9 protein-coding genes are annotated in these 21,230 nt (G+C 63.8%); 8 read left to right on the top strand and 1 reads right to left on the bottom strand.

The window, feature by feature from the left end; genetic code table 11:
• Window positions 1-23 precede the first annotated feature (23 nt).
• Window positions 24-212 (bottom strand): hypothetical protein, encoded by a 189-nt coding sequence (locus QMK54_RS22185; RefSeq protein ID WP_223593403.1) that lies wholly within the window; start codon window positions 210-212, stop codon window positions 24-26.
• Here QMK54_RS22185 and QMK54_RS22180 point away from each other — a divergent pair.
• The 8 genes from QMK54_RS22180 (at window position 199) to QMK54_RS22145 (ending at window position 21,169) form a co-directional block, all read left to right on the top strand.
• Complete coding sequence (locus QMK54_RS22180) at window positions 199-11,175, top strand: peroxidase family protein (RefSeq protein ID WP_320401364.1); 10,977 nt, start codon at window positions 199-201, stop codon at window positions 11,173-11,175. The genes QMK54_RS22185 and QMK54_RS22180 overlap by 14 nt on opposite strands.
• Window positions 11,176-11,519: 344 nt before the next feature.
• Window positions 11,520-12,830 carry an MFS transporter gene (locus QMK54_RS22175; RefSeq protein ID WP_320401363.1) on the top strand — a complete coding sequence of 437 codons (1,311 nt, stop codon included), beginning with the start codon at window positions 11,520-11,522 and terminating at the stop codon, window positions 12,828-12,830.
• Window positions 12,831-12,956: 126 nt separating this feature from the next.
• Window positions 12,957-14,186 carry a Zn-dependent hydrolase gene (locus QMK54_RS22170; RefSeq protein WP_320401362.1) on the top strand — a complete coding sequence of 410 codons (1,230 nt, stop codon included), beginning with the start codon at window positions 12,957-12,959 and terminating at the stop codon, window positions 14,184-14,186.
• Between the two features lie 153 nt (window positions 14,187-14,339).
• Window positions 14,340-15,365, top strand: coding sequence for a histone deacetylase family protein (locus QMK54_RS22165; RefSeq protein WP_320401361.1), 1,026 nt, complete (start codon window positions 14,340-14,342; stop codon window positions 15,363-15,365).
• 222 nt (window positions 15,366-15,587) lie between these two features.
• On the top strand, window positions 15,588-17,492 hold the full coding sequence (locus tag QMK54_RS22160; protein WP_110661056.1) for a sigma-54-dependent Fis family transcriptional regulator: 1,905 nt from the start codon (window positions 15,588-15,590) through the stop codon (window positions 17,490-17,492).
• Window positions 17,492-19,210, top strand: coding sequence for an ABC transporter ATP-binding protein (locus QMK54_RS22155; protein WP_223593411.1), 1,719 nt, complete (start codon window positions 17,492-17,494; stop codon window positions 19,208-19,210). Before QMK54_RS22160 ends, QMK54_RS22155 begins: the two co-directional genes overlap by 1 nt.
• Entirely contained in the window at window positions 19,200-19,877 is a 678-nt protein-coding gene (locus tag QMK54_RS22150) for a S8 family serine peptidase (RefSeq protein WP_320401360.1), read from the top strand. The genes QMK54_RS22155 and QMK54_RS22150 overlap by 11 nt, the downstream gene beginning before the upstream one ends.
• Complete coding sequence (locus tag QMK54_RS22145) at window positions 19,874-21,169, top strand: NAD(P)/FAD-dependent oxidoreductase (protein WP_223593425.1); 1,296 nt, start codon at window positions 19,874-19,876, stop codon at window positions 21,167-21,169. Before QMK54_RS22150 ends, QMK54_RS22145 begins: the two co-directional genes overlap by 4 nt.
• Window positions 21,170-21,230: the final 61 nt, after the last annotated feature.

Here is a 21,230-nt window from a genome sequence, read left to right as displayed (position 1 = left end):
CGGTTGTCATGGGGAATTGATCCTCAGTCGAGCACTGCTGATTGCACGCAATTTGGCAAGGGTTCGGTGCGCCCGTAGTACCAGGTTCCGACGTTCAACTTTCGATTTTCATCTATGGGGTTCAGCACTAAACCACGCGTTTGCAGCCGGGTTTTATGCGCGTGGTTTCCTGATTGGTTAAGCATCGAGGAAACAGCCATGGCCAGCTTCATCAAGTCCGATCTTGAATTCATTCTCGAACAAATTTTCATCGCGGAACGGCATGCATCAGGCGCGAGTCTGGCTGACTTGCTGCAGAACGTAGAAGTACCCTTCGGCCTGCGCACCGTCTCCGGCATCGACAACAACCTGGCCAATCCCCAGTTCGGTGCCGCCGACAATTTCTTTCCGCGCATGACGACGCCGGTGTTCAATACCGCGCAGGTTCAGCCGGTCGGTTTCTTCGGTCCTACCGATCCTGGCGGTACCACGCCGACCTCCTATCAGCAAACCAGCGGTTTTGTCTTCGATTCGCAGCCGCGCACCATCAGCAACCTGATCGTCGACCAGACCCCCAACAATCCGGCGGCGGTCGCGGCCGCAGCGGCCAATCCGGATTCGCAGCTCGTCACCAGCCCTGGTCTGGATGGCCTGTTCGGCACCGCTGACGATGTCTCCGTCTTCCAGATCCCCAACATCACGCCGGACGCGGGCCTGACCGTGCCGTTCAACCAGTGGATGACTTTCTTTGGCCAGTTCTTCGACCATGGCCTGGACCTCGTCACCAAGGGCGGTAGCGGCACAGTCTTCATTCCGTTGCAGCCCGACGATCCGCTTTTCGTGCCGGGCAGCCCGACCAACTTCATGGTGCTGACGCGCGCCACCAATCTGCCCGGTGCAGACGGCATCCTCGGCACCGCCGATGACATCCACGAGCAGAGCAACACTACCTCACCCTTTGTCGACCAGAACCAGACCTACAGCTCGCATCCCTCGCATCAGGTATTCCTGCGCGCCTATGAACTCAACGCCGCCGGTGATCCGGTCGCCACCGGCAAGCTGATCACCAATCGTGACCTGGGCGTCGATGGGCATTTCGGCACCGCTGACGACGTCGAAATCGGCGGCATGGCCACCTGGGCAACCGTCAAGGCCCAGGCCCGTGATCTGCTCGGCATCAACCTGACCGATGCTGACGTGTTCGATGTACCGCTGCTGGCGACCGATGAGTACGGCAACTTCATCAAGGGCCCCAACGGCCTCCCGCAAGTCGTGATGAAGGGCGCGGACGGCATTGCCGGCACGGCCGATGACGTGCTCGTGGAAGGTAATCGGGCCGCGCCCATCAGCCTGACGAACGCCGTGCGCACCGGTCACCAGTTCCTCATCGACATCGCCCACAGCGCCGATCCGACTGGCGGCCTGACGGCTGACGCAGACTCCGTCATTGGTGGCCCGCAAGCCCCCGGCACTTACGACAACGAGCTGCTCGACAAGCACTACATCGCCGGCGATGGCCGGGTCAACGAGAACATCGGCCTGACCACGGTGCATTCCGTTTTTCATAGCGAACACAACCGCTTGGTCGACCAGACCAAGGAGACGATACTGGCCTCCGCCGACCTCGATTTCCTGAACAAGTGGCTGATGCCCGACGCCCAACTGGCGGCGTTGCCGGTGACGCCCGCCGATATCGCGGGCCTGCACTGGAACGGCGAACGGTTGTTCCAGGCCGCCAAGTTCGGCACCGAGATGCAATACCAGCACCTGGTGTTCGAGGAGTTCGCGCGCACCATCCAGCCGCAAGTGGACGTCTTCCTGGCGCCTATGGGCAATGACACCACGGTCAATCCGGCGATCGTCGCCGAGTTCGCGCACACAGTGTTTCGCTTCGGCCATTCGATGCTGCTGGAGACGGTCGATCGTTTCGACCCCAACTTCAACGTCGTCGGCGACGGCAATCCGGCTGACCCGGGCAATCAACAGACCGGCCTGATCGCGGCCTTCCTCAACCCGCTGGAATTTGCTGCGAGCGGCCCCACTCCTGAGGAGGCGGCTGGCGCCATCGTGCGCGGCATCACGCGGCAAGTCGGCAACGAGATCGACGAGTTCGTCACTGACGCTCTGCGCAACAACCTGGTCGGCTTGCCGCTCGACCTGGCCGCGCTCAACCTGGCGCGCGGCCGCGAAGTCGGCATCCCGTCGCTGAACGAGGCGCGGCGCGAGTTCTACCACATGACCGGCGACAGCCAGTTGACCCCCTACACGAGCTGGGCCGATTTCGTGCAGCACATGAAGCACCCGGAATCGCTGATCAACTTCATCGCCGCCTACGGCACGCATTCAAGCATCACTGGCGCTACGACGCTGGCGGAAAAGCGCGCCGCGGCTGCGGATCTTGTGCTCGGCGGCGCCACGGCGCCGGCTGATCGCCTGGACTTCCTCAACAGTACCGGCGTCTGGGCCAGCAACGCCGGCGCGGACGGTATCCTGCACACCGCAGACGACGTGACCACCACCGGCCTTGACACCATCGACTTCTGGATCGGCGGGCTGGCCGAGGAGAAGATGCCCTTTGGCGGCCTGCTGGGTTCGAGCTTCAACTTCGTCTTCGAAACCCAGTTGGAAAACCTGCAGAATGGCGATCGCTTCTACTATCTGGCCCGCACCGCGGGACTCAACTTCGGCACTGAGCTTGAGAACAATTCGTTTGCCAATCTGGTGATGCTCAACACCGATGCAACACACCTGCCGGCCAACATATTCCAGACGCCGGCCTTCATCCTGGAGGTCGACCCGACGCACCAGTTCAACCAGAGCGTGGTGGCCGGCCCGGACGGCATCGTCGGCACGCTCGACGATCTGCCAGCCAACGCGGATCCCTTTGGCCCGTCGGACCACCCGATTGGCTCACCACGGATTGACCATTTCACGCCGCTGGTGATCCGCGACAACCCTGACACAGTGGGCCCGGATACCAACTATCTGCACTACACCGGCGGCGATACGGTCGTGCTGGGCGGCACGGCCGGCAACGACATCCTCATTGCCGGCGACTCGGACGACGACACCGTCTATGGCGACGCCGGCAACGATCGGCTCGACGGCGGCTACGGCAACGACAACGTCTTTGGCGGTACCGGCGACGACATCATCACCGACATCGGCGGCAGCGACACCCTGCGCGGCGAGGACGGCAACGACGTCATCCAGGCTGGCAACTCGACCCTCGGCCTCAACAACCTGGTCTTCGGCGGCGATGGCAAAGACTTCATCATCACCACCGAAGACATCACCATGACCTTCGGCGGTGCGGGCGACGATTTCATCCTCGGCGCCAAGGTCAACCTCGCGCCGACCGGCAACGAAGGCAATGACTGGATCGAAGGCGGCACCCAGGACGGTGCGCCCGGCGATAACATGAGCCCGACACTGACCGACGATGTGCCCGGCAACGACATCTTCATCGGCACTGGCGGATTCGATGAAATGATCGGTGAGGGCGGCGACGACATCTTCGTCGCCAGCGACGCCCAGGACAAGATGGACGGCATGTCCGGGTTCGACTGGACCTCCTACAAGAATGACAAGTACGGCGTGACCGTCGACATGGTCGTTCCTTTCTTCAGTCCGTATCACGCGGTGCCCAATGCGGCGGGCGATATCGTGGGCGCAGTGGCGCAATCGGCCGATTCGGTCTATGACCGGTTCGCGGAAGTGGAGGGCCTGTCGGGGTCGGCCTTCGCCGACTTCCTGCGCGGCGATGAACAAAACGCGGCCATCATCGCCAACATCACGGCCAGGGGCAGCATCCTCACCAACTTCGATCTCGTCAGCGGCCTGCGGGCCTTCGTCGGCAGCGCCGGTTTTGGTGCCGATGGTGTTGGCGGGACGGCCGACGATCAATTCGGCGCGGGCAACATCATCCTCGGCGGCGATGGCAGCGACATCATCGAAGGCCGTGGCGGCAGCGACCTCATCGACGGCGACAGTTGGCTCAACGTGCGCATCAGCGTGCGTCAGAACATCGATGGCACCGGGCCGGAGATCGCCACCTTCGACAGCATGACGCCGATGATCCCGCTCATGCTCAACGGCACCTACAACCCCGGCCAGCTCGTCGCCGTGCGCGAAATCCTGCCCGGTACATCCACAGGCGGGGCTGCGTTCGACACCGTCAACTTCCTGGGCCCTCAGGCGAACTACACGATCGCCGTCAACGGCATCGTCGTCGATCCCACCGTTCCCCTCAATATCGTCGGCACCGACGTCGTCACCGTGACCGACAATGTCGGCAAGGAAGAAACCGACCGTCTCACCCACATCGAGCGGCTGCAGTTCTCCGATCAGGCAGTGGTCCTCGTGCAGGGGGTCAACGCTGAGCCGGTAGGCGCGCTGACGGTGGATAACACCACGCCGACCGTTGGCCAGGTATTGACCGTGTCGGCGGCCGGCCTCACCGATGGCGACAACGTGGGCGGGGCGATCCACAATTCCATCAGTTACATATGGCAGTCTGAAGCGACACCGGGCTCGGGCGTCTTCGAGGACATCATCCTCGGGCCAGGCCGCATCGGTATCGGATTTACCAGAGCAGACACGCCCACTTTAACGGTGACGTCGGATCTTGCCGGCCTGGCCGTGCGCGTCAAAGCCATCTATGCGGACGATCACGGCGTGACCGAGCAGGTATTCTCGGCACCGACTACGTTAGTAGCGGCCGCGGCACCGGCCCCCGCGCCGGCGCCTTCGCTGATCGATCCGCAGACCACGGCCCCCAGCAACGGTGTGCGTTACACACAATCGGACCTGGCGTTCATCCTTGACCAGATCAAGATTGCCGAGCACAACGCGGCCGGTGAGAACATGAACTCGCTGCTCGATAACATACGAGTGCCGTACGGTTTGCGCACGGTCGAAGGGACGGAAAACAACCTGCTCCATCCCGAGTTCGGTGCCGCCGATAACGTATTCCCACGCCTGACCACGCCGGACTTCCGCCCGGCCGATGCCGGCACGAGCTACACCCAGACCAGCGGCCTGGTGATCGACTCGGCGCCGCGCACCATCAGTAACCTGATCGTCGACCAGACTGCGAACAACCCGGCAGCGGTCGCGGCCACCTTCGATCCCGGCCTGGATGGCGTCCTCGGCACCGCTGACGACGTGCTCAAGGCCGGTGCGCAAGTGGTGACCGGAACTCGCACCGACGGCACGACGTTCGAGACCTTCTTCGACCCGAACGTGAGCCCCGACGCGGGCCTGACCGCGCCCTTCAACCAATGGATGACCTTCTTCGGGCAGTTTTTCGACCATGGCCTGGACCTCGTCACCAAGGGCGGCTCGGGCACCGTGTTCATTCCGCTGCAGCCGGATGACCCGTTGTTCGTGCCGGGTAGCCCGACCAACTTCATGGTGCTGACGCGCGCCACCAATCAACCCGGCCCCGACGGCATCCTGGGTACGGCCGACGACATCCACGAGAACACCAACACCACCTCGCCGTTTGTCGACCAGAACCAGACCTACAGCTCGCATCCTTCGCACCAGGTGTTCCTGCGCGCCTATGAGCTCAACGCAGCGGGCGATCCGGTGGCCACCGGCAAACTGATCGAGAACCGGGCGGCCGGTGCCGACGGCATCCTGTTTACCGCTGACGACAGTCTGACGGGCGGCATGGCCACCTGGAAGGTGGTCAAGGCGCAAGCCCATGATCTGCTCGGGATCAATCTCACCGATGCCGATTTCAACAACGTGCCATTGCTGGCGACTGACGCCTACGGCAATTTCATCAAGGGTCCGAACGGCTTTCCGCAGGTGGTGATGCTGGGCCCGGACGGCATTGCCGGCACGGCCGACGATGTGCTCGTTGAAGGTAATCCGGCGGCGCCCATCAGCCTGGCCAACGCCGCGCGCACCGGCCATGCCTTCCTCAATGACATTGCCAACAGTGCCATTCCGGTGGACAGCCAGACGGGCGCAGCGCTCCTGCCTGACGTCGACACCGTTATCGGCGGGCCGGTAGCCGCCGGCTTCTACGACAACGAACTGCTGGACGCGCACTACATTGCCGGCGACGGCCGGGTCAACGAGAACATCGGCCTGACCACCGTCCATTCGATCTTCCACCATGAGCACAACCGCCTGGTCGACCACACCAAGGAGGTGGTCCTGGCGACAGCGGCAAGCGGCGATGTGTCGTTCCTCAACGAGTGGCTGCTGACGCCCGTCACTGCCCTTCCTGCCGACACCTCGACCCTGGACTGGAACGGCGAGCGCCTGTTCCAGACGGCGAAGTTCGGTACCGAAATGCAGTACCAGCACCTGGTGTTCGAGGAGTTCGCGCGGACCATCCAGCCGATGGTCGATCCCTTCTTCGCCCCGGGCCAGGTGTACGACACCGCGATCGATCCGAGCATCGTTGCCGAGTTCGCCCACACCGTGTATCGCTTCGGGCACTCGATGCTGCTGGAGCAGGTCGACCGGCTGGATCCGAACTTCGCTTCGAGCGATATCGGGCTGATCCAGGCCTTCCTCAACCCGCTCGAGTTCGCGGGCAGCGGCGCCACTCCGGAGGAGGCGGCCGGTGCCATCGTGCGCGGCGTAACCCGCCAGGTGGGCAACGAGATCGATGAGTTCGTCACCGAAGCCCTGCGCAACAACCTGCTCGGCCTGCCGCTCGACCTGCCCGCCATCAACCTGGCGCGCGGCCGCGATACCGGGATTCCGTCCCTGAACGCGGCGCGGCGGGAGTTCTATGTGCCCACCGGCGACGCAGAGCTCAAGCCCTACACGAGTTGGGCCGATTTCGTGCAGCACATAAAACACCCGGAATCGCTGATCAACTTCATCGCCGCCTACGGCACGCACTCGACCATCACCGGCGCCACCACGCTGGCGGAAAAGCGCGCCGCCGCTGCGGACCTGGTGCTCGGCGGCGCGACCGCGCCGGCCGACCGCGTCGACTTCCTCAACAGCACGGGTGCCTGGGCCAGCAACGCTGGTGCGGACGGCGTGTTGCACACGGCAGACGATGTGACCATCACCGGGCTGGATGCCGTCGACTTCTGGGTTGGCGGGCTGGCCGAGGAGAAGATGCCCTTTGGCGGCATGCTCGGCTCGACCTTCAACTTCGTCTTCGAGAACCAGATGGAGAAGCTCCAGGACGGTGACCGCTTCTACTATCTGGAACGCACCGCCTCGATGGACTTTGGCGCTGAACTGGAGAACAACACGTTCGCCAATCTGGTGATGGCCAATACCGACGCAACACACCTTTCGGGCAGGGTTTTCCTGACACCGGCCTACACCCTGGAGGTCAACCAGGCGCACCAGTACAACCCGAGCGTGATTGCCGGTCCCGACGGTATTGTCGGCACCCTCGACGATCTGCCGGCGAATGCCGATCCCTTTGGTCCGTCGGACCACCCGATTGGCTCACCGCGCACGGACTTCCTCACGCCGCTGGTGATCCGCGACAACCCCAACACAACGGGCCCGGATACCAACTACCTGCACTACACCGGCGCCGATACGGTCGTGCTGGGCGGCACGCCCGGCAATGACATCCTCATTGCCGGCGACTCGGACGACGACACCGTCTATGGCGATGCCGGTAACGACCGGATCGATGGCGGCTACGGCAACGACCAACTCTTTGGCGGTACCGGTGACGACATCATCACGGACATGGGTGGCGACGACGTCATCCACGGCGAGGACGGCAACGACGTCATCCAGGGCGGCAACGGTCTCAACCTGATCCTCGGCCAGGCCGGCCAGGACTTCATCATCACCGGCGAGGACGCGGCCGACACCAGCGGCGGCCTGGGCAACGACTTCATCCTCGGCAGCAAGGCGAACGAATTTGCGCGCGGCGGTGAGGGTGACGACTGGATCCAGGGTGGATCCGCCGATGGTGTTGCCGGCGACAACTTCGACCCGTTCGGCAACGACCCGATCAATGGCAACGACGTCTTCATGGGCGATGGCGGACCGGACAACTTCGACGGGGAGGGCGGTGATGACATCATGATCGGCAGCCCCAGCGAGGCGGACCGTTTCATCGGGTTCTCCGGGTACGACTGGGCGGACTACAAGGACGATTCTGCCGGCGTGACCATGGGCCTCAACTCCAGGCTGCGCTTCTTCGATCAGCCGGCGGTGCCTGGTTCCAACGCGTCGATCCTGGCCCGGCTGGACCTGGTGGAAGGGCTGTCGGGATCGGCCCACGCCGACTTCCTCAGCGGCGATGACTCCACTGCCGACTTGCTCGCCGTCGCTGGCGCCAAGGGCAGCGTGCTCACCAACTTCGACCTCATCAGCGGTCTGCGGGACTTGGTCGGTAGCGCCGGCAACGGCGCGGATGGTATCGCCGGCACCGCCGACGATAAATTCGACGGTGGCAACATCATCCTGGGTGGCGCTGGCAGCGATTTCATCGAAGGCCGCGGCGGCGATGACATCATCGACGGCGACAAGTGGCTCAACGTGCGCATCAGCGTGCGGCAGAACATCGATGGCAGCGGGCCGGAAATCGCTACCTTCGACAGCATGACGCCCCTGGTCCCGCTCATGGTGAACGGCACCTATAACCCCGGCCAGCTCCAGATCGTGCGCGAAATCCTAACGGCGACCGGTCCCGCCTTCGACACGGCGCTGTTCTCCGGCAATCGGGTGGATTACACCGTGGTCGAAAACGCCAACGGCACCGTTACGGTCACCGACAGTGTCGCTGGCAGGGACGGGACCGACACCCTCAGCCATATCGAGCGGGTGCAGTTCTCTGACCAGTCGATCGTGCTTGGCGGTTTGAACTCGGGGCCAGTCGGTTTGTTGCGGATCGACGATCCCACGCCCGCCACCGGCCAGGTGCTGACGGTATCGGCCGCCGACATCACGGATGCCGACAACACGGCGACCGGCGGCGCAATCACCGGCCCCATCAGTTACTTCTGGCAGTTCGAAGCGCGTCCGGGCTCGGGGGTCTTCGAAGACATCACCTTCTTTGCCGCCGGCGAGGTCGCGCGCGCGGAAGGCACGACCGTCACGGTGGGCTCGGAACTCAGGATCGCACCACCGGCGACCCTCATTGGCGCCGTGCCGGCTATCCCGGAACTCGTTGTGGCAGCCGGGCTGGCCCTGCGCGTCAGGGCGGTCTACAAGGACGCCAATGGCGTGCTGGAAGAGGTGTTCTCGGCGCCGACCGCACCGATCACTGCGGCCGGTACTGGTACCGTCAATGTCCTGCCGGTCGGAACGATACTGATCAGCGATACGACCCCGGCGAAAGACTCGGGCTTGACCGCCACGGATGCGTTCACCGACGCCAACGGGACCACGACCTCGGTGATTGCCCATCAGTGGCAAATGGGCAGCGGTGCGATCTTCACCGACATCGCCGGCGCGACGGGCACGACCTTCACGCCCGGCCAGGCGCAGGTCGGTCAGCAACTGCGTGTCGTCGCGACTTACACCGATGACCTCGGCACACTTGAGCGAGTCACCTCTGCTGCAACGTTCGTGGTCAGTGATGTGTTTGTCGGTACCGCCGGTGTCGATGTATGGACCGGCACGGCAGGCGACGACGTGGCCAGCGGAGCTGCTGGCAACGATATCCTGAGCGGCTTGGGCGGCAACGACATCCTCCATGGTGACGCGGGCAACGACTTCCTCATTGGCGGTACGGGTAATGACCAGATGCTGGGCGGAACCGGCAACGATACCTACCGCGTCGATTCAGTCGGGGACGTAGTGACCGAGTTGACGGGTGAGGGGCAGGACTCCGTACAGACCACGCTGGGCAGCTACACACTGGGCGCCAATGTCGAACATCTGCTCTACCTCGGGGCCGGAAACTTTGTCGGCAATGGCAACGCGTTGAACAACGTCATCACCGGCGGGGTGGGTAATGACACCCTCAACGGCGGTGACGGCAACGACACACTGGTGGGGGGCGCCGGCAACGACGTCCTCACCGGCGGTGCGGGCAATGACGCGATGGTCGGCGGAGCTGGCAACGATACCTTCCGTGTCGATTCAGCCGGGGACCTGGTGGTCGAGACGGCGGGTGGCGGTGTGGACTCCGTACAGACCACGCTGACCAGCTACACACTGGGCGCCAATGTCGAGCATCTGCTCTACCTCGGAACCGGCAACTTCGTCGGCACCGGCAACGCGTTGAACAACGTCATCACCGGTGGGGTGGGTAATGACACCCTCAATGGCGGCGACGGCAACGACACTTTGATGGGTAGCGCTGGCAACGACGTCCTCACGGGCGGTGCGGGTAATGACGCGATGGTCGGCGCAGCCGGCAACGATACCTACCGTGTCGATTCGGCCGGGGACCTGGTGGTCGAGGCGTCGGGCGCGGGTGCCGATTCCGTACAAACGACGCTCAACAGCTACACACTGGGTGCCAATGTCGAGCACATGCTCTTCACCGGCGTCGGCAACTTCACCGGCAATGGCAACGCGTTGAACAACATCATTACCGCCGGGGCCGGTAATGACACGCTCAACGGCGGTGACGGTAACGACACCTTGCTGGGTGGCCTGGGCAACGACGTCATCGATGGTGGTGTGGGGGCCGACCGCTTGGAAGGCGGACTCGGCAATGACACCTACCGCGTCGATTCAGCCGCGGACGGGGTCATCGAGCTGGCGGGTGAGGGGCAGGACTCGATACAGACCTCGCTGTCCAGCTACACACTGGGTGCCAATACCGAGCATCTGCTCTACACCGGCGTCGGCAACTTCGTCGGCACCGGCAACGCGTCGAACAACGTCATCACCGGTGGGGCGGGTAATGACACCTTCAACGGTGCCGACGGCAACGACACATTGCTCGGGGGCGCCGGCAACGACCTCATCGATGGCGGTGCCGGCAACGACAGTATTGTTGGTGGTGCCGGCAACGACTCGATGTTTGCCAGCACTGGCGACGATATCTTCTCGTTCGCAGCGGCCTTCGGCAACGATCGGATCATCGGCTTCGATACCGATGCGGCGGGTGGCCAGGATCTGCTCAATATCGCCGCGATGAACATCACCGCCGCGAACTTTGGCAGCAGTGTCAACATCGTCGACCTCGGTGCGGATACGTTGGTCAACTTCGGCGCGGACTCCATCACCCTGGTCGGTGTGGCCGACGCAACAACCGTCACTGCCTCGGACTTCATTCTGGCCTCTTGAGGTCCTGACAAGTCCTGTCGCAGGGAGCGTGCACAGCGGAGGGGAGGGCAAGGGATGCCCTCCCTTTCTCATGCCGTTCAATTGCTGGGACCGAACTCCTGGGTTGGCTCGCGCATTTTAAATTCCGGTGATTCCCTTTGACTGTCTGCTGAACCCCTACGCGTTGCACGTCTTGTTCGGCTGCCGCTGCCTTCAATTATAAGTTTTCGTAATACTTCGAATAATAAATAGAAAATTGACTAATCATGGTCCCGGAACGAAAAATCATCCCCAGACCGACGCCGCCAGAGCGCCGCGGATTTGCCGTTCCTCTCCTGCCAGAAAAATAACCAAAGGAGTCCCCCATGAAGCCTCAAGCTTCGTCCCAGCCGCGCCGTGCGGCAGCCGCTGCCTTCATTGGCACCATGATCGAGTGGTACGACTTTTACATCTACGCCACTGCTGCCGCGCTGGTGTTCGGCGCGCTGTTCTTCCCCTCCGACGACAAGCTGTTCAGCACCATGGCCGCGTTCGGCACCTTCGCCGTGGGTTTCTTTGCGCGGCCTTTGGGCGGGATTGTCTTCGGTCATATCGGCGACCGCATCGGCCGTAAGAAGTCGCTGATCATCACCTTGTTGATGATGGGCGTGGTCACGGTGTGCATCGGCTTGCTGCCGACCTACGCGCAGATCGGCGCCGCAGCGCCGGTGCTGCTGATCTTGCTGCGCATCGTCCAGGGCATCGCCGTCGGTGGCGAATGGGGCGGGGCGGTGTTGATGGCCGGCGAGCATGCGCCGAAAGGCCGACGCAATTTCTTTGCCTCGTTTGCGCAACTGGGCAGTCCGGCGGGTTTGATCCTGTCGCTGCTGGCGTTCAGTTCGGTCACCCGTTTGCCGGAAGAAGACCTGATGAGCTGGGGCTGGCGCTTGCCGTTCCTCGCGAGTTCGCTGTTGCTGCTGGTGGGCCTGGCGATTCGTCTGGGGGTGAATGAATCGCCGGAGTTTCTCGCCAGCCGCGAGCAGGCCAGCAAAAGCCAGCGCAAGGAGCAGGCGCCGGTCATGGAGGTGCTGCGCACCGCGTGGCGTCCGCTGCTGTTGTGCATCGGCGCCAACACCCTGGGGATCGCCGGGGTGTATTTCACCAACACGTTCATGATCGCCTACACCACCCAGCAACTCGCACTTCCACGCTCGCTGATCCTGGAGTGCCTGTTCTTCGTCGCGATCATCCAGTTCTGCATCCAGCCGCTGGCGGCCTGGGTTGCCGAGAAGATCGGCGCGACCCGCTTCCTGTGCCTGGTGTCGCTGCTGGCCATGGCCTCGCCATACCCGATGTTCGTGCTGGTGAGCTCCGCCCAGGCGCCGCTGATCATCCTCGGCATTGCCCTGGCGGTGGTGTGCATGGCGTCGTTCTATGCGGTGATCGCCGGCTACGTCAGCGGCATGTTCGAGACCCGCGTGCGCTACACCGCGATTTCCCTGGCTTACCAGATTTGCGGCGCGCTGGCCGGTGGCCTGACGCCGCTGATCGGTACCCTGCTGGCGCACAAGTTCGCCGGCCAGTGGTGGCCGATGGCGGTGTTCTACAGCTTGATCGCCGCCACTTCGCTGGTCTGCGTATTGTCCCTTGCCCGTCGCCATGCCAGCGCTGAACGCGTTGAACTAGCCACCCATTGACCCTGTAGGAGCCGGCTTGCTGGCGATAGCGGTGCGTCAGTCGACATGTCTATTGACTGGACGGGCGCGTTCGCCAGCAAGCCGGCTCCTACAAAGATCGTCGTTTCTAATTTGCAGGAGAAACTCATGTTGAAGATTAATGGCGAACGCCTCTGGGCGAGTCTGATGGCCATGGCCGAAATCGGTGCCACCGCCCGTGGCGGCAGCTGCCGCCTGGCCCTGAGCGACGAGGACAAGGCCGGTCGCGAACTGTTTGCCCACTGGTGCCGCGAAGCCGGCATGACCCTGAGCGTGGATGCCATCGGCAACCTGTTCGCCCGTCGCGCCGGCACTGATCCTGACGCGGCACCCGTGATGATGGGCAGCCACCTCGATACCCAGCCCGAAGGCGGGCGGTTCGATGGCGTGTACGGCGTGCTCGCCGGCCTGGAAGTGGTGCGCTGCCTGAACGACCTGGGCATCCAGACCCGCAAGCCGCTGGAAGTGGCGGTGTGGACCAACGAGGAAGGCGCACGCTTCACCCCGGCGATGTTCGGCTCGGCGGTGTTCACCGGCATCATGGCGCTGGACGCCGCGCTGGCGGTGCGCGACATCGATGGCATCAGCGTTGCCGAGGCCCTGCAGCGTAGCGGTTATGCCGGCGAGCGCCCGCTGGGTGGCGCGGTGGATGCGTACTTTGAAGCCCATATCGAGCAGGGGCCGATCCTCGAAGACAACGCCAAGAGCATCGGCGTGGTCAGTGGCGGCCAGGCCATTCGCTGGCTCGACGTGCGGGTCGAAGGCATGGCGGCCCACGCCGGCACCACGCCTATGCCGCTGCGCAAGGATGCCCTGTACGGTGTGGCGCCGATGATCCAGGTCATCGAAAGCCTGGCGGCGGACTTCGCCCCCGAAGGCCTGACCACGGTCGGTGAGTTGAGCATCAACAAGTCGTCGCGCAACACCATTCCGGGGCTGGTGAACTTCACCGTCGACCTGCGTCATCACCGCGATGCAACCATCGAGGCCATGGAGCACCAGGTCCGCGAGCGGCTTCAGGAAATTGCCGACGCTCGCGGCTTGCATCTGACGATCACCCCGCATTGGATCAGCCCGGCGACGCCGTTCGACGCTGATTGCGTAGCGGCGGTGCAACAGGCCGTGGACGCCCTGGGCTACGCTCAGCAATCGATCATCAGCGGCGCCGGGCATGACGCGATCCACCTGGCGCGATACTGCCCGACGGCCATGGTGTTCATCCCGTGCGTGGGGGGCTTGAGCCACAACGAAGCGGAAGACGTGCTGCCTGAAGATGTGCGCCAGGGTACGGATGTGTTGCTCAATGCGGTGCTGTCGCGCGCCGAAAAAGTCGCCTAGACGCAGGCCCATGTGGGAGCGGGCTTGCTCGCGAAGGCGGAGTATCAGCCACCTTCATTGCTGAATGACACACCGCTTTCGCGAGCAAGCCCGCTCCCACAGTGGGGCTGCGTCCGGTTTCAAGATTTTCGTTAACTGACAGGTATTCACTCCATGCGCAGTTTTTTCCACCCCGAACAATTGCTCCACCATCCACGCAGCTACTACTCCCGTGGCCAGATGCGTACGCCACAGGAAGTGCCGGAGCGTGCGCAGCGCCTGGTGCAGGCGTCTCATGCCTTGGGTTTCAAGGTCGAGCAACCGGCCGATGCCGGGCTTGATCCGCTGCTGGCGGTGCACGGCGCAGTGTACCTGGCGTTCCTGCAAGAAGCCCATCAGCGCTGGAAAGAGATTCCCGAGGATTGGGGCGATGAGGTGATGTCGAACATCTTCGTCCGTGAACCCAACGCCCTGCGCGGGATTCTCGCGCAAGCCGCGCGCTACCTGGCCGATGGCAGTTGCCCGGTGGGCGAGCAGACCTGGCGTTCGGCCTACTGGTCGGCGCAAAGCGCCATCGCCGGTGCCCAGGCGTTGCTCGATGGCGAGCCCGCAGCCTATGCCTTGTGCCGTCCACCGGGTCACCACGCCCGGGCCGAAGCGGCGGGTGGTTTCTGTTATGTGAACAACGCGGCGGTGGCGGCGCAGGTACTGCGTGCCGGTTTTGCGCGGGTGGCGGTGCTGGATACCGACATGCACCACGGGCAAGGGATCCAGGAGATTTTCTACGACCGCGATGATGTGCTCTACGTTTCGGTGCACGGCGATCCGACCAACTTCTATCCAGGCGTCGCAGGCTTTGCCGAAGAACGCGGTGCCGGGGCGGGCGAGGGTTTCAACCTCAACCTGCCGATGGCTCATGGCGCCAGCGAGGCGGATTTCCTCGGGCAATTGGATGTAGCACTCAAGGCGGTGACGGACTTTGGCGCCGAGGTGCTGGTGCTGTCCCTGGGCTTCGATATTTTCGAACTGGACCCGCAAAGCAAAGTGGCAGTGACCCGTGCAGGGTTCGGCGCGCTCGGCGAGCGGATTCGCAGCCTCGGGTTGCCGTGCCTGATCGTGCAGGAGGGCGGGTATCACCTGGAGAGTCTGGAGGATAATGCGCGGGCGTTTTTTGTGAGTCCTGAGGTGTGGCAGCTTTGAATTGTGGCGAGGGGGCTTGCCCCCGTTGGGCTGCGCAGCAGCCCCAAAACCAACGACCTTATATTCCCGGAAATACTACGTTCGTCGGTTTACGACTGCTGCGCAGCCGAACGGGGGCAAGCCCCCTCGCCACAGGACTTGCCATCGCCCTTACGTTAACGTAAAGATTGCGGCAGGGCGCCGACGTATGAAGGCGCAAGGGCGGACGACCCGGAGCGCTTGATGACGCTAATAAAAACAAACTCCCCCAAACAGCATCGCGAAGCCCGGCTGGCCCGGGAAAAGCTGCACCTGGAAGGCGAAGTGCCGGATGGCGTCCTGCGAGCGGAAATCGATGCTTCGTGGCGGCGCAGCCTGAGCCATGGCGTGCATTTCAATGCCAAGCACGAGCTGGCGCTGGAATCGAGCGCCAGCCTCGACGTGTTGCTGGCCAGTAATCGCCTGCTGATCGACGCCGCGTTGCCGGCCATCGATTACCTGGCTGAGCGTCAAGGCAAGGAAGGGCTGATCATCCTGGCCAATTCCGACGCCACCATCCTCGCCGTCGAAGGCCGCGCCGACCGTCTCAAGGGCAGTGGCCTGCAGGACATCACCCTCGGCGCCTGCTGGAGCGAAGCGGTACGCGGCACCAACGCCCTCGGCACCGCGCTGGTGGAGGCGCGGCCGACCCTGATCGATTGCGGCGAACATTACCTGGACCGCCTCAGTGATTTTTCCTGCACCTCGGTGCCGATCCATTGCCCCCAGGGCGACATCCTCGGCGTCCTTGACCTGACCCGCGAAGGCCCGCTCGGCCGCGCCCACGACAGCACGGCGCTGCTGGCCATGGCGGTCAGCCAGATCGAAAGCCGGGTGTTCAACGCCAGCTATCCGGACGAAATCGTCCTGGCTTTCCACAGCCGCAGGCAATATCTGGAGTCCCCGTGGCAAGGCCTGCTGGCGGTGAGCCTCGGCGGGCAGATCCTCGCGGTCAGCGCCCAGGCCTGCCAGTTGCTCCACGCCGAGCGCTCGGCCCTGGTCGGTCGGCGCTGCGAGGAGTTTCTCGGAGTCGACGGCCTGCAATTGTTGGCGCGTCTGCATCAGGGCGGTGTCGGCAGCCTGCAAACCGCCAAGGGTGAATTCTTCTACAAAACCCTGCGCGCGCCGCAACGCACGATCAACGTCAGCAGCCCACCGCGCACTTCGGCGAAAACAGCCAAGGCGCAACCGGATCTGGAGTCGCTGGCCGGCAGCAACACGCGCTACGCCCGTGCCTTGCGCATGGCCCGCCAAGGCCTGGCCAATGAACTGCCGGTCTTGTTGCTGGGTGAAACCGGCACCGGTAAAGAGGTCATCGCCCGCGCCCTGCACATGGCCGGAGCGCGTTGCGACAAACCCTTCGTGGCGGTGAACTGCGCGGCCATTCCCGAAGGCCTGATCGAGTCCGAACTGTTCGGCTACCGCGAAGGCGCGTTCACCGGTTCACGCCGCGGCGGCATGGTCGGGCGCTTGCAGCAGGCCCATGGCGGCACCTTGTTCCTCGATGAAATCGGCGACATGCCACTGGCCTTGCAAGCCCGACTGTTGCGCGTATTGCAGGATCGCAAGGTCGCGCCCCTGGGCGCAGGCGAAGAGCAGGACATCGACGTTGCGCTGATCTGCGCCACCCACCGCGACCTCAAGCGCCTGGTGGAGGAAAAACACTTTCGCGAAGACCTGTTCTACCGGGTCAACGGCATCAGCGTGATGCTCCCGGCCCTGCGAGAACGCGAGGATTTCGGCGCGCTGGTCACTCGCATGCTGACGACACTGGGCGCACCCACCGTGGTCCTGCACGACGATCTCGATCGCTTGCTCAGCGGTTATCACTGGCCGGGCAACATCCGCCAACTGGAAATGGTCCTGCGCACCGCGCTGGCCATGCGCGAGCCGGGTGAAACCGTGTTGACCCTCGACCACTTGCCCGACAGCATGCTCGACGAGCTGACTGCCAGCGAACGGCCGCAGGCCGGCAGCATCCGGGAAAACGAACTGGAGCTGATCCGTCAGTCCCTGGACACGCACCAGGGCAACGTCTCGGCCGCCGCCGACGCCCTGGGCATCAGCCGCGCGACCCTGTATCGCAAGCTCAAACAGTTGCGTTCGTGATGCAGCGCCTGATCGTTCGGCTGATCGACAGCCAGAACCCCGAGGCCCTGCAAGCGTCGCTGCGCTGGCTGTACAGCTTTGTTCGCCCCCATCGCCTGGCGATTGCCGGACTGCTGGGCCTGTCGGTCTGCGCCTCGGCGCTGGTGCTGGTGCAACCCTGGCTGACCAAACTGTTGATCGATGACGGCCTGCTGGCGCGCAACTTCCCGACGCTGGTGTTGATCGCCGGGCTGATGATCGTCGCCGGGTTGCTGGGCACGGCGCTGTCGGGCATCAACCGCTACCTGCACACGCGCCTGTCCGGGCGCATGCTGTTTGCCCTGCGCGATGACCTCTATCGGCATTTGCAAACCCTGTCGCCGGGTTTTTACGGGCAGCGACGGATCGGCGATCTGATGTCGCGCCTCGATGGTGACGTCGCGGAAATCCAGCGCTTTGCCGTGGACTCGCTGTTCTCGGCGGTGTCGAGCGTGATCGGCCTGGTGGTTGCCATCGCCATGCTGGTGACGTTGTCCTGGAAACTCTCGTTGCTGGCCCTGGTGTTAATCCCTCTCGATGTCCTCTGGCTGCGCTGGATGCGGCGCAAGGTCGAGCGCGATGTGCGGCAATTGCGCGAGCGTTCGGCGGACATGTCGTCGTTCATGGTCGAGACGTTGCCGGTGATGAAGTTCATCCAGTCCGCCGGTCAGCAGCAACGCGAAGCACGGCGCCTCGAGGCGCTGGGCCAGGGCTACATGAGCCAGTTGCTGCGCCTGCAGGTCACCGAGTTTTTCACCCAGGCCGTGCCCGGCACGCTGACCTCGCTGTCCCGGGCCTGCGCATTCTTGATCGGCGGTTACTGGGTGGTGCAGGGCACCTGGCAGCTCGGTGCGCTGATTGCGTTTTCCACCTACCTGGGGATGGCCGTGGGGCCGGTGCAGAGCCTGCTCGGGCTTTACGTCGCGGTTCAGCGGATGACCGTCAGCCTCGGCCGGGTCATGGAGCTGCGCGGCGAACAACCGACCGTACTGACGCCCGTCACGCCACGTCCGATGCCCAATGGCGGGGATCTCTGGTTCGACAACGTGCACTTCGCTCATCCCGGCCGCCAATCGACCCTGCGCGGCATCGAGGCGCGGATCCCCTACGGCATGAAAGTGGCCCTCAGCGGCGGCTCGGGCGTGGGTAAATCCACCCTGATCGACCTGCTGCAACGTCATCACGATCCGCAATCGGGCCGGGTCCTGCTGGGTGACGTCGATCTGCGCGAACTGGATCTGTTCCAGCTGCGTCGGCGCATTGCCATCGTCAGCCAGGACATCGTGCTGTTTCGCGGCAGCCTCGCCGACAACCTGGCCTACGCGGTGCCGGACGCCAGCCGCGAGGCGATTGCCGACGTGGCGCGGCTGGCGCAACTCGACAGCCTGATCGAGTCCTTGCCCGAAGGTCTCGACAGTCCGCTGGGCGAGCGCGGCCAGCAGTTGTCCGGTGGGCAGAAGCAACGTATCGCGATTGCCCGGGCACTGTTGCAGGACCCTCTGATCCTGGTGCTCGATGAAGCCACCTCCGCGGTGGATGAAGCCACCGAGCGCGAAGTCATCGACGCCATCGACCGCTTGTTTGCCGGGCGTACACGCATTCTGATCAGCCATCGACCTTCAACCCTGGCCGATGCCGATCTGCGTTTCGAACTGCTCGATGGCGTGCTCACCTCGAAAACGGTGCTGCATGAAATCTGAACTGCGCATTGGTGTGGTGGACAGCGGCCACTCGGCAGCACAGCGGGTGCAGGTGATCGCCGGTCGGCGCTTTTCATTGCTGGAAGACGGCCTGGCCGAGGGCGACTTGCGCGACGATCCACTGGGGCATGGCAGTGCCGTGATCGAGGCAATTGGCCGCCGCGCACCCTCGGCGCTGTTTTGCGTGGCGCAGGTGTTCGACCAGCGCGGTGTCACCAGCGCCTTGCAGATCGCCACGGCGATTGACTGGCTGCTGGCGCAGGATGTGCGACTGATCAACTTGAGCCTTGGCCTGCGCCAGGATCGCAGCCTGTTGCGCGCGGCCTGCGCGGCAGCGGGGGCGCGGGGCGTGCTGCTGTGTGCGTCGAGTCCCGCCCAGGGGGAAGGGGTGTTTCCGGCCAACTATCCGCAGGTGTTGCGGGTGACCGGCGATGCGCGCTGCGCCGAGCAGGAATGGTCGTGGCTCAACAGCGCTCAGGCGGATTTCGCCGCCTGTGTGCATGGCACCTACCCGGGGCAATCCGGGGCGAGCCTCGGTTGTGCCGCCTTGAGCGGGCACATCGCCGGGTTCCTCGCCGAACAACCTGACGCCAGCAATGCGCAAGTCATCGAATGGTTGCGCGAGCATGCCCGTTACCGTGGCCCTGAACGGCGCTTCGGGCCATGACCGACATCGTCATTCTGGGTGCCGGACCGGCGGGGGCGGCGGTCGCATTGGGGCTACGGCGGCTGGGCCATGGCGTCACGCTGATCAGCGAATGGCGCCGGTTTGCGGCACTCGAAGGGGTATCCGTGCGGGTGCTGGAGGCCTTGCGCAGCGCCGGCCTGCAGCATGCACTGGCGGATGCGGCCTTGCCGTCCCAGCGACAGGTCTCGTGGAATGGCCAGCAACATGCGCAGAACATCGAGTATCTGCTTGACCGGCCGGTTTTTGATCAGGGCCTGCGCGAGGATTTGCGCCTGGCGGGGGTTGAGCTGATCGAAGGCCGGGTGCTCACGGTTCAGTCATCGGCCAATGGTCATCGAATCGAAATTGACGGACGCGAACCGCTGCTCACTGCGTTTCTCGTCGAAGCCCGCGGACGCCAGGCCCCGACAATCGGCAAAGGCCTGCGCGGCCCCGAGACCGTCAGCTTGCTCAATCGCTGGCAGGGTTCGCCGGGCAGTACCGCCAGTGCCGTGGAAAGCCTTGAGGACGGCTGGGCATGGATGGCGCGGCGCGCCGACGGTCAGTGTTACTGGCAATGGACGGTGGACGTGGCCACTGCCGGGTTGCCGGGCAAGGCCATGTTGCTCGATTACTGCCGGCAGCGGCGCCAGGGTTCGACGCTGGCCACGGCATTTTTTGCAGGCGTTGCAGAAACTGATCTACAGCTGCACGCCCGCAGCAGCACGGCGATTCTGAGCCCACAGGTGTGTGGCGAAAACTGGATTCGGGTCGGCGATGCGGCAATGGCCGTCGACCCGCTGTCGGGCAACGGGATCTTTCAATCGTTGTCCTCGGCGTTGCAGGCGCCAGCGGTGATCAACACGCTGTTGTGCAAGCCCGAACGCGCGGCGCTGGCCCAGCGTTTTCACCAGCAGCGGGTGGAACAGCTGTTTTTGCGTTTTGCGCGGATCGGCCGGGATTTTTATGCCGATGAGCAGCGCTGGCTGGATCAGCCGTTCTGGCAGGCGCGACGGAACTGGCCGGACGCCGAGGTGGCCCATGCCGAGGCGGATTTTGCAGCCCTGAAAATCGAACGGGCGCCGGTGCTGCGTGACGGTTTTGTCGATGAGGCCGAGGTGGTGATCACGTCGGATCAGCCGTTGGGGATCTGGCATGTGCAGGGGATTGAGCTGGCGCCGTTGGTGCGGCGCTTGCGTAGCGAGCCGGCGGAGCAGGCGTTGGCCGGTTTGACGGTGGAGCAGGGGCGGATGGTTCGCAGCTGGTTGCTGGGTCAGGGTTTCAAACCCTGAATGAAGAACGTCCGGACCCGGCGAAAAGCCTGTTCTCCCAGCGCAAAGCATCGTAATTTAC

Source organism: Pseudomonas sp. P5_109, from assembly GCF_034009455.1.
In the GTDB taxonomy this organism is placed as follows: domain Bacteria; phylum Pseudomonadota; class Gammaproteobacteria; order Pseudomonadales; family Pseudomonadaceae; genus Aquipseudomonas.
The sequence above is the reverse complement of the archived record's forward strand: the minus strand, read 5'-3'. Positions and strand labels throughout refer to the sequence as shown.

Bases quoted from the DNA above. Each gene is read 5' to 3' on its own strand.
- QMK54_RS22160 (WP_110661056.1), top strand. From the start codon at position 15,588: ATGACGCTAATAAAAACAAACTCCCCCAAACAGCATCGCGAAGCCCGG.
- QMK54_RS22165 (WP_320401361.1), top strand. From the start codon at position 14,340: ATGCGCAGTTTTTTCCACCCCGAACAATTGCTCCACCATCCACGCAGC.
- QMK54_RS22155 (WP_223593411.1), top strand. From the start codon at position 17,492: ATGCAGCGCCTGATCGTTCGGCTGATCGACAGCCAGAACCCCGAGGCC.
- QMK54_RS22185 (WP_223593403.1), bottom strand. From the start codon at position 212: ATGAAGCTGGCCATGGCTGTTTCCTCGATGCTTAACCAATCAGGAAAC.
- QMK54_RS22170 (WP_320401362.1), top strand. From the start codon at position 12,957: ATGTTGAAGATTAATGGCGAACGCCTCTGGGCGAGTCTGATGGCCATG.
- QMK54_RS22175 (WP_320401363.1), top strand. From the start codon at position 11,520: ATGAAGCCTCAAGCTTCGTCCCAGCCGCGCCGTGCGGCAGCCGCTGCC.
- QMK54_RS22150 (WP_320401360.1), top strand. From the start codon at position 19,200: ATGAAATCTGAACTGCGCATTGGTGTGGTGGACAGCGGCCACTCGGCA.
- QMK54_RS22145 (WP_223593425.1), top strand. From the start codon at position 19,874: ATGACCGACATCGTCATTCTGGGTGCCGGACCGGCGGGGGCGGCGGTC.
- QMK54_RS22180 (WP_320401364.1), top strand. From the start codon at position 199: ATGGCCAGCTTCATCAAGTCCGATCTTGAATTCATTCTCGAACAAATT.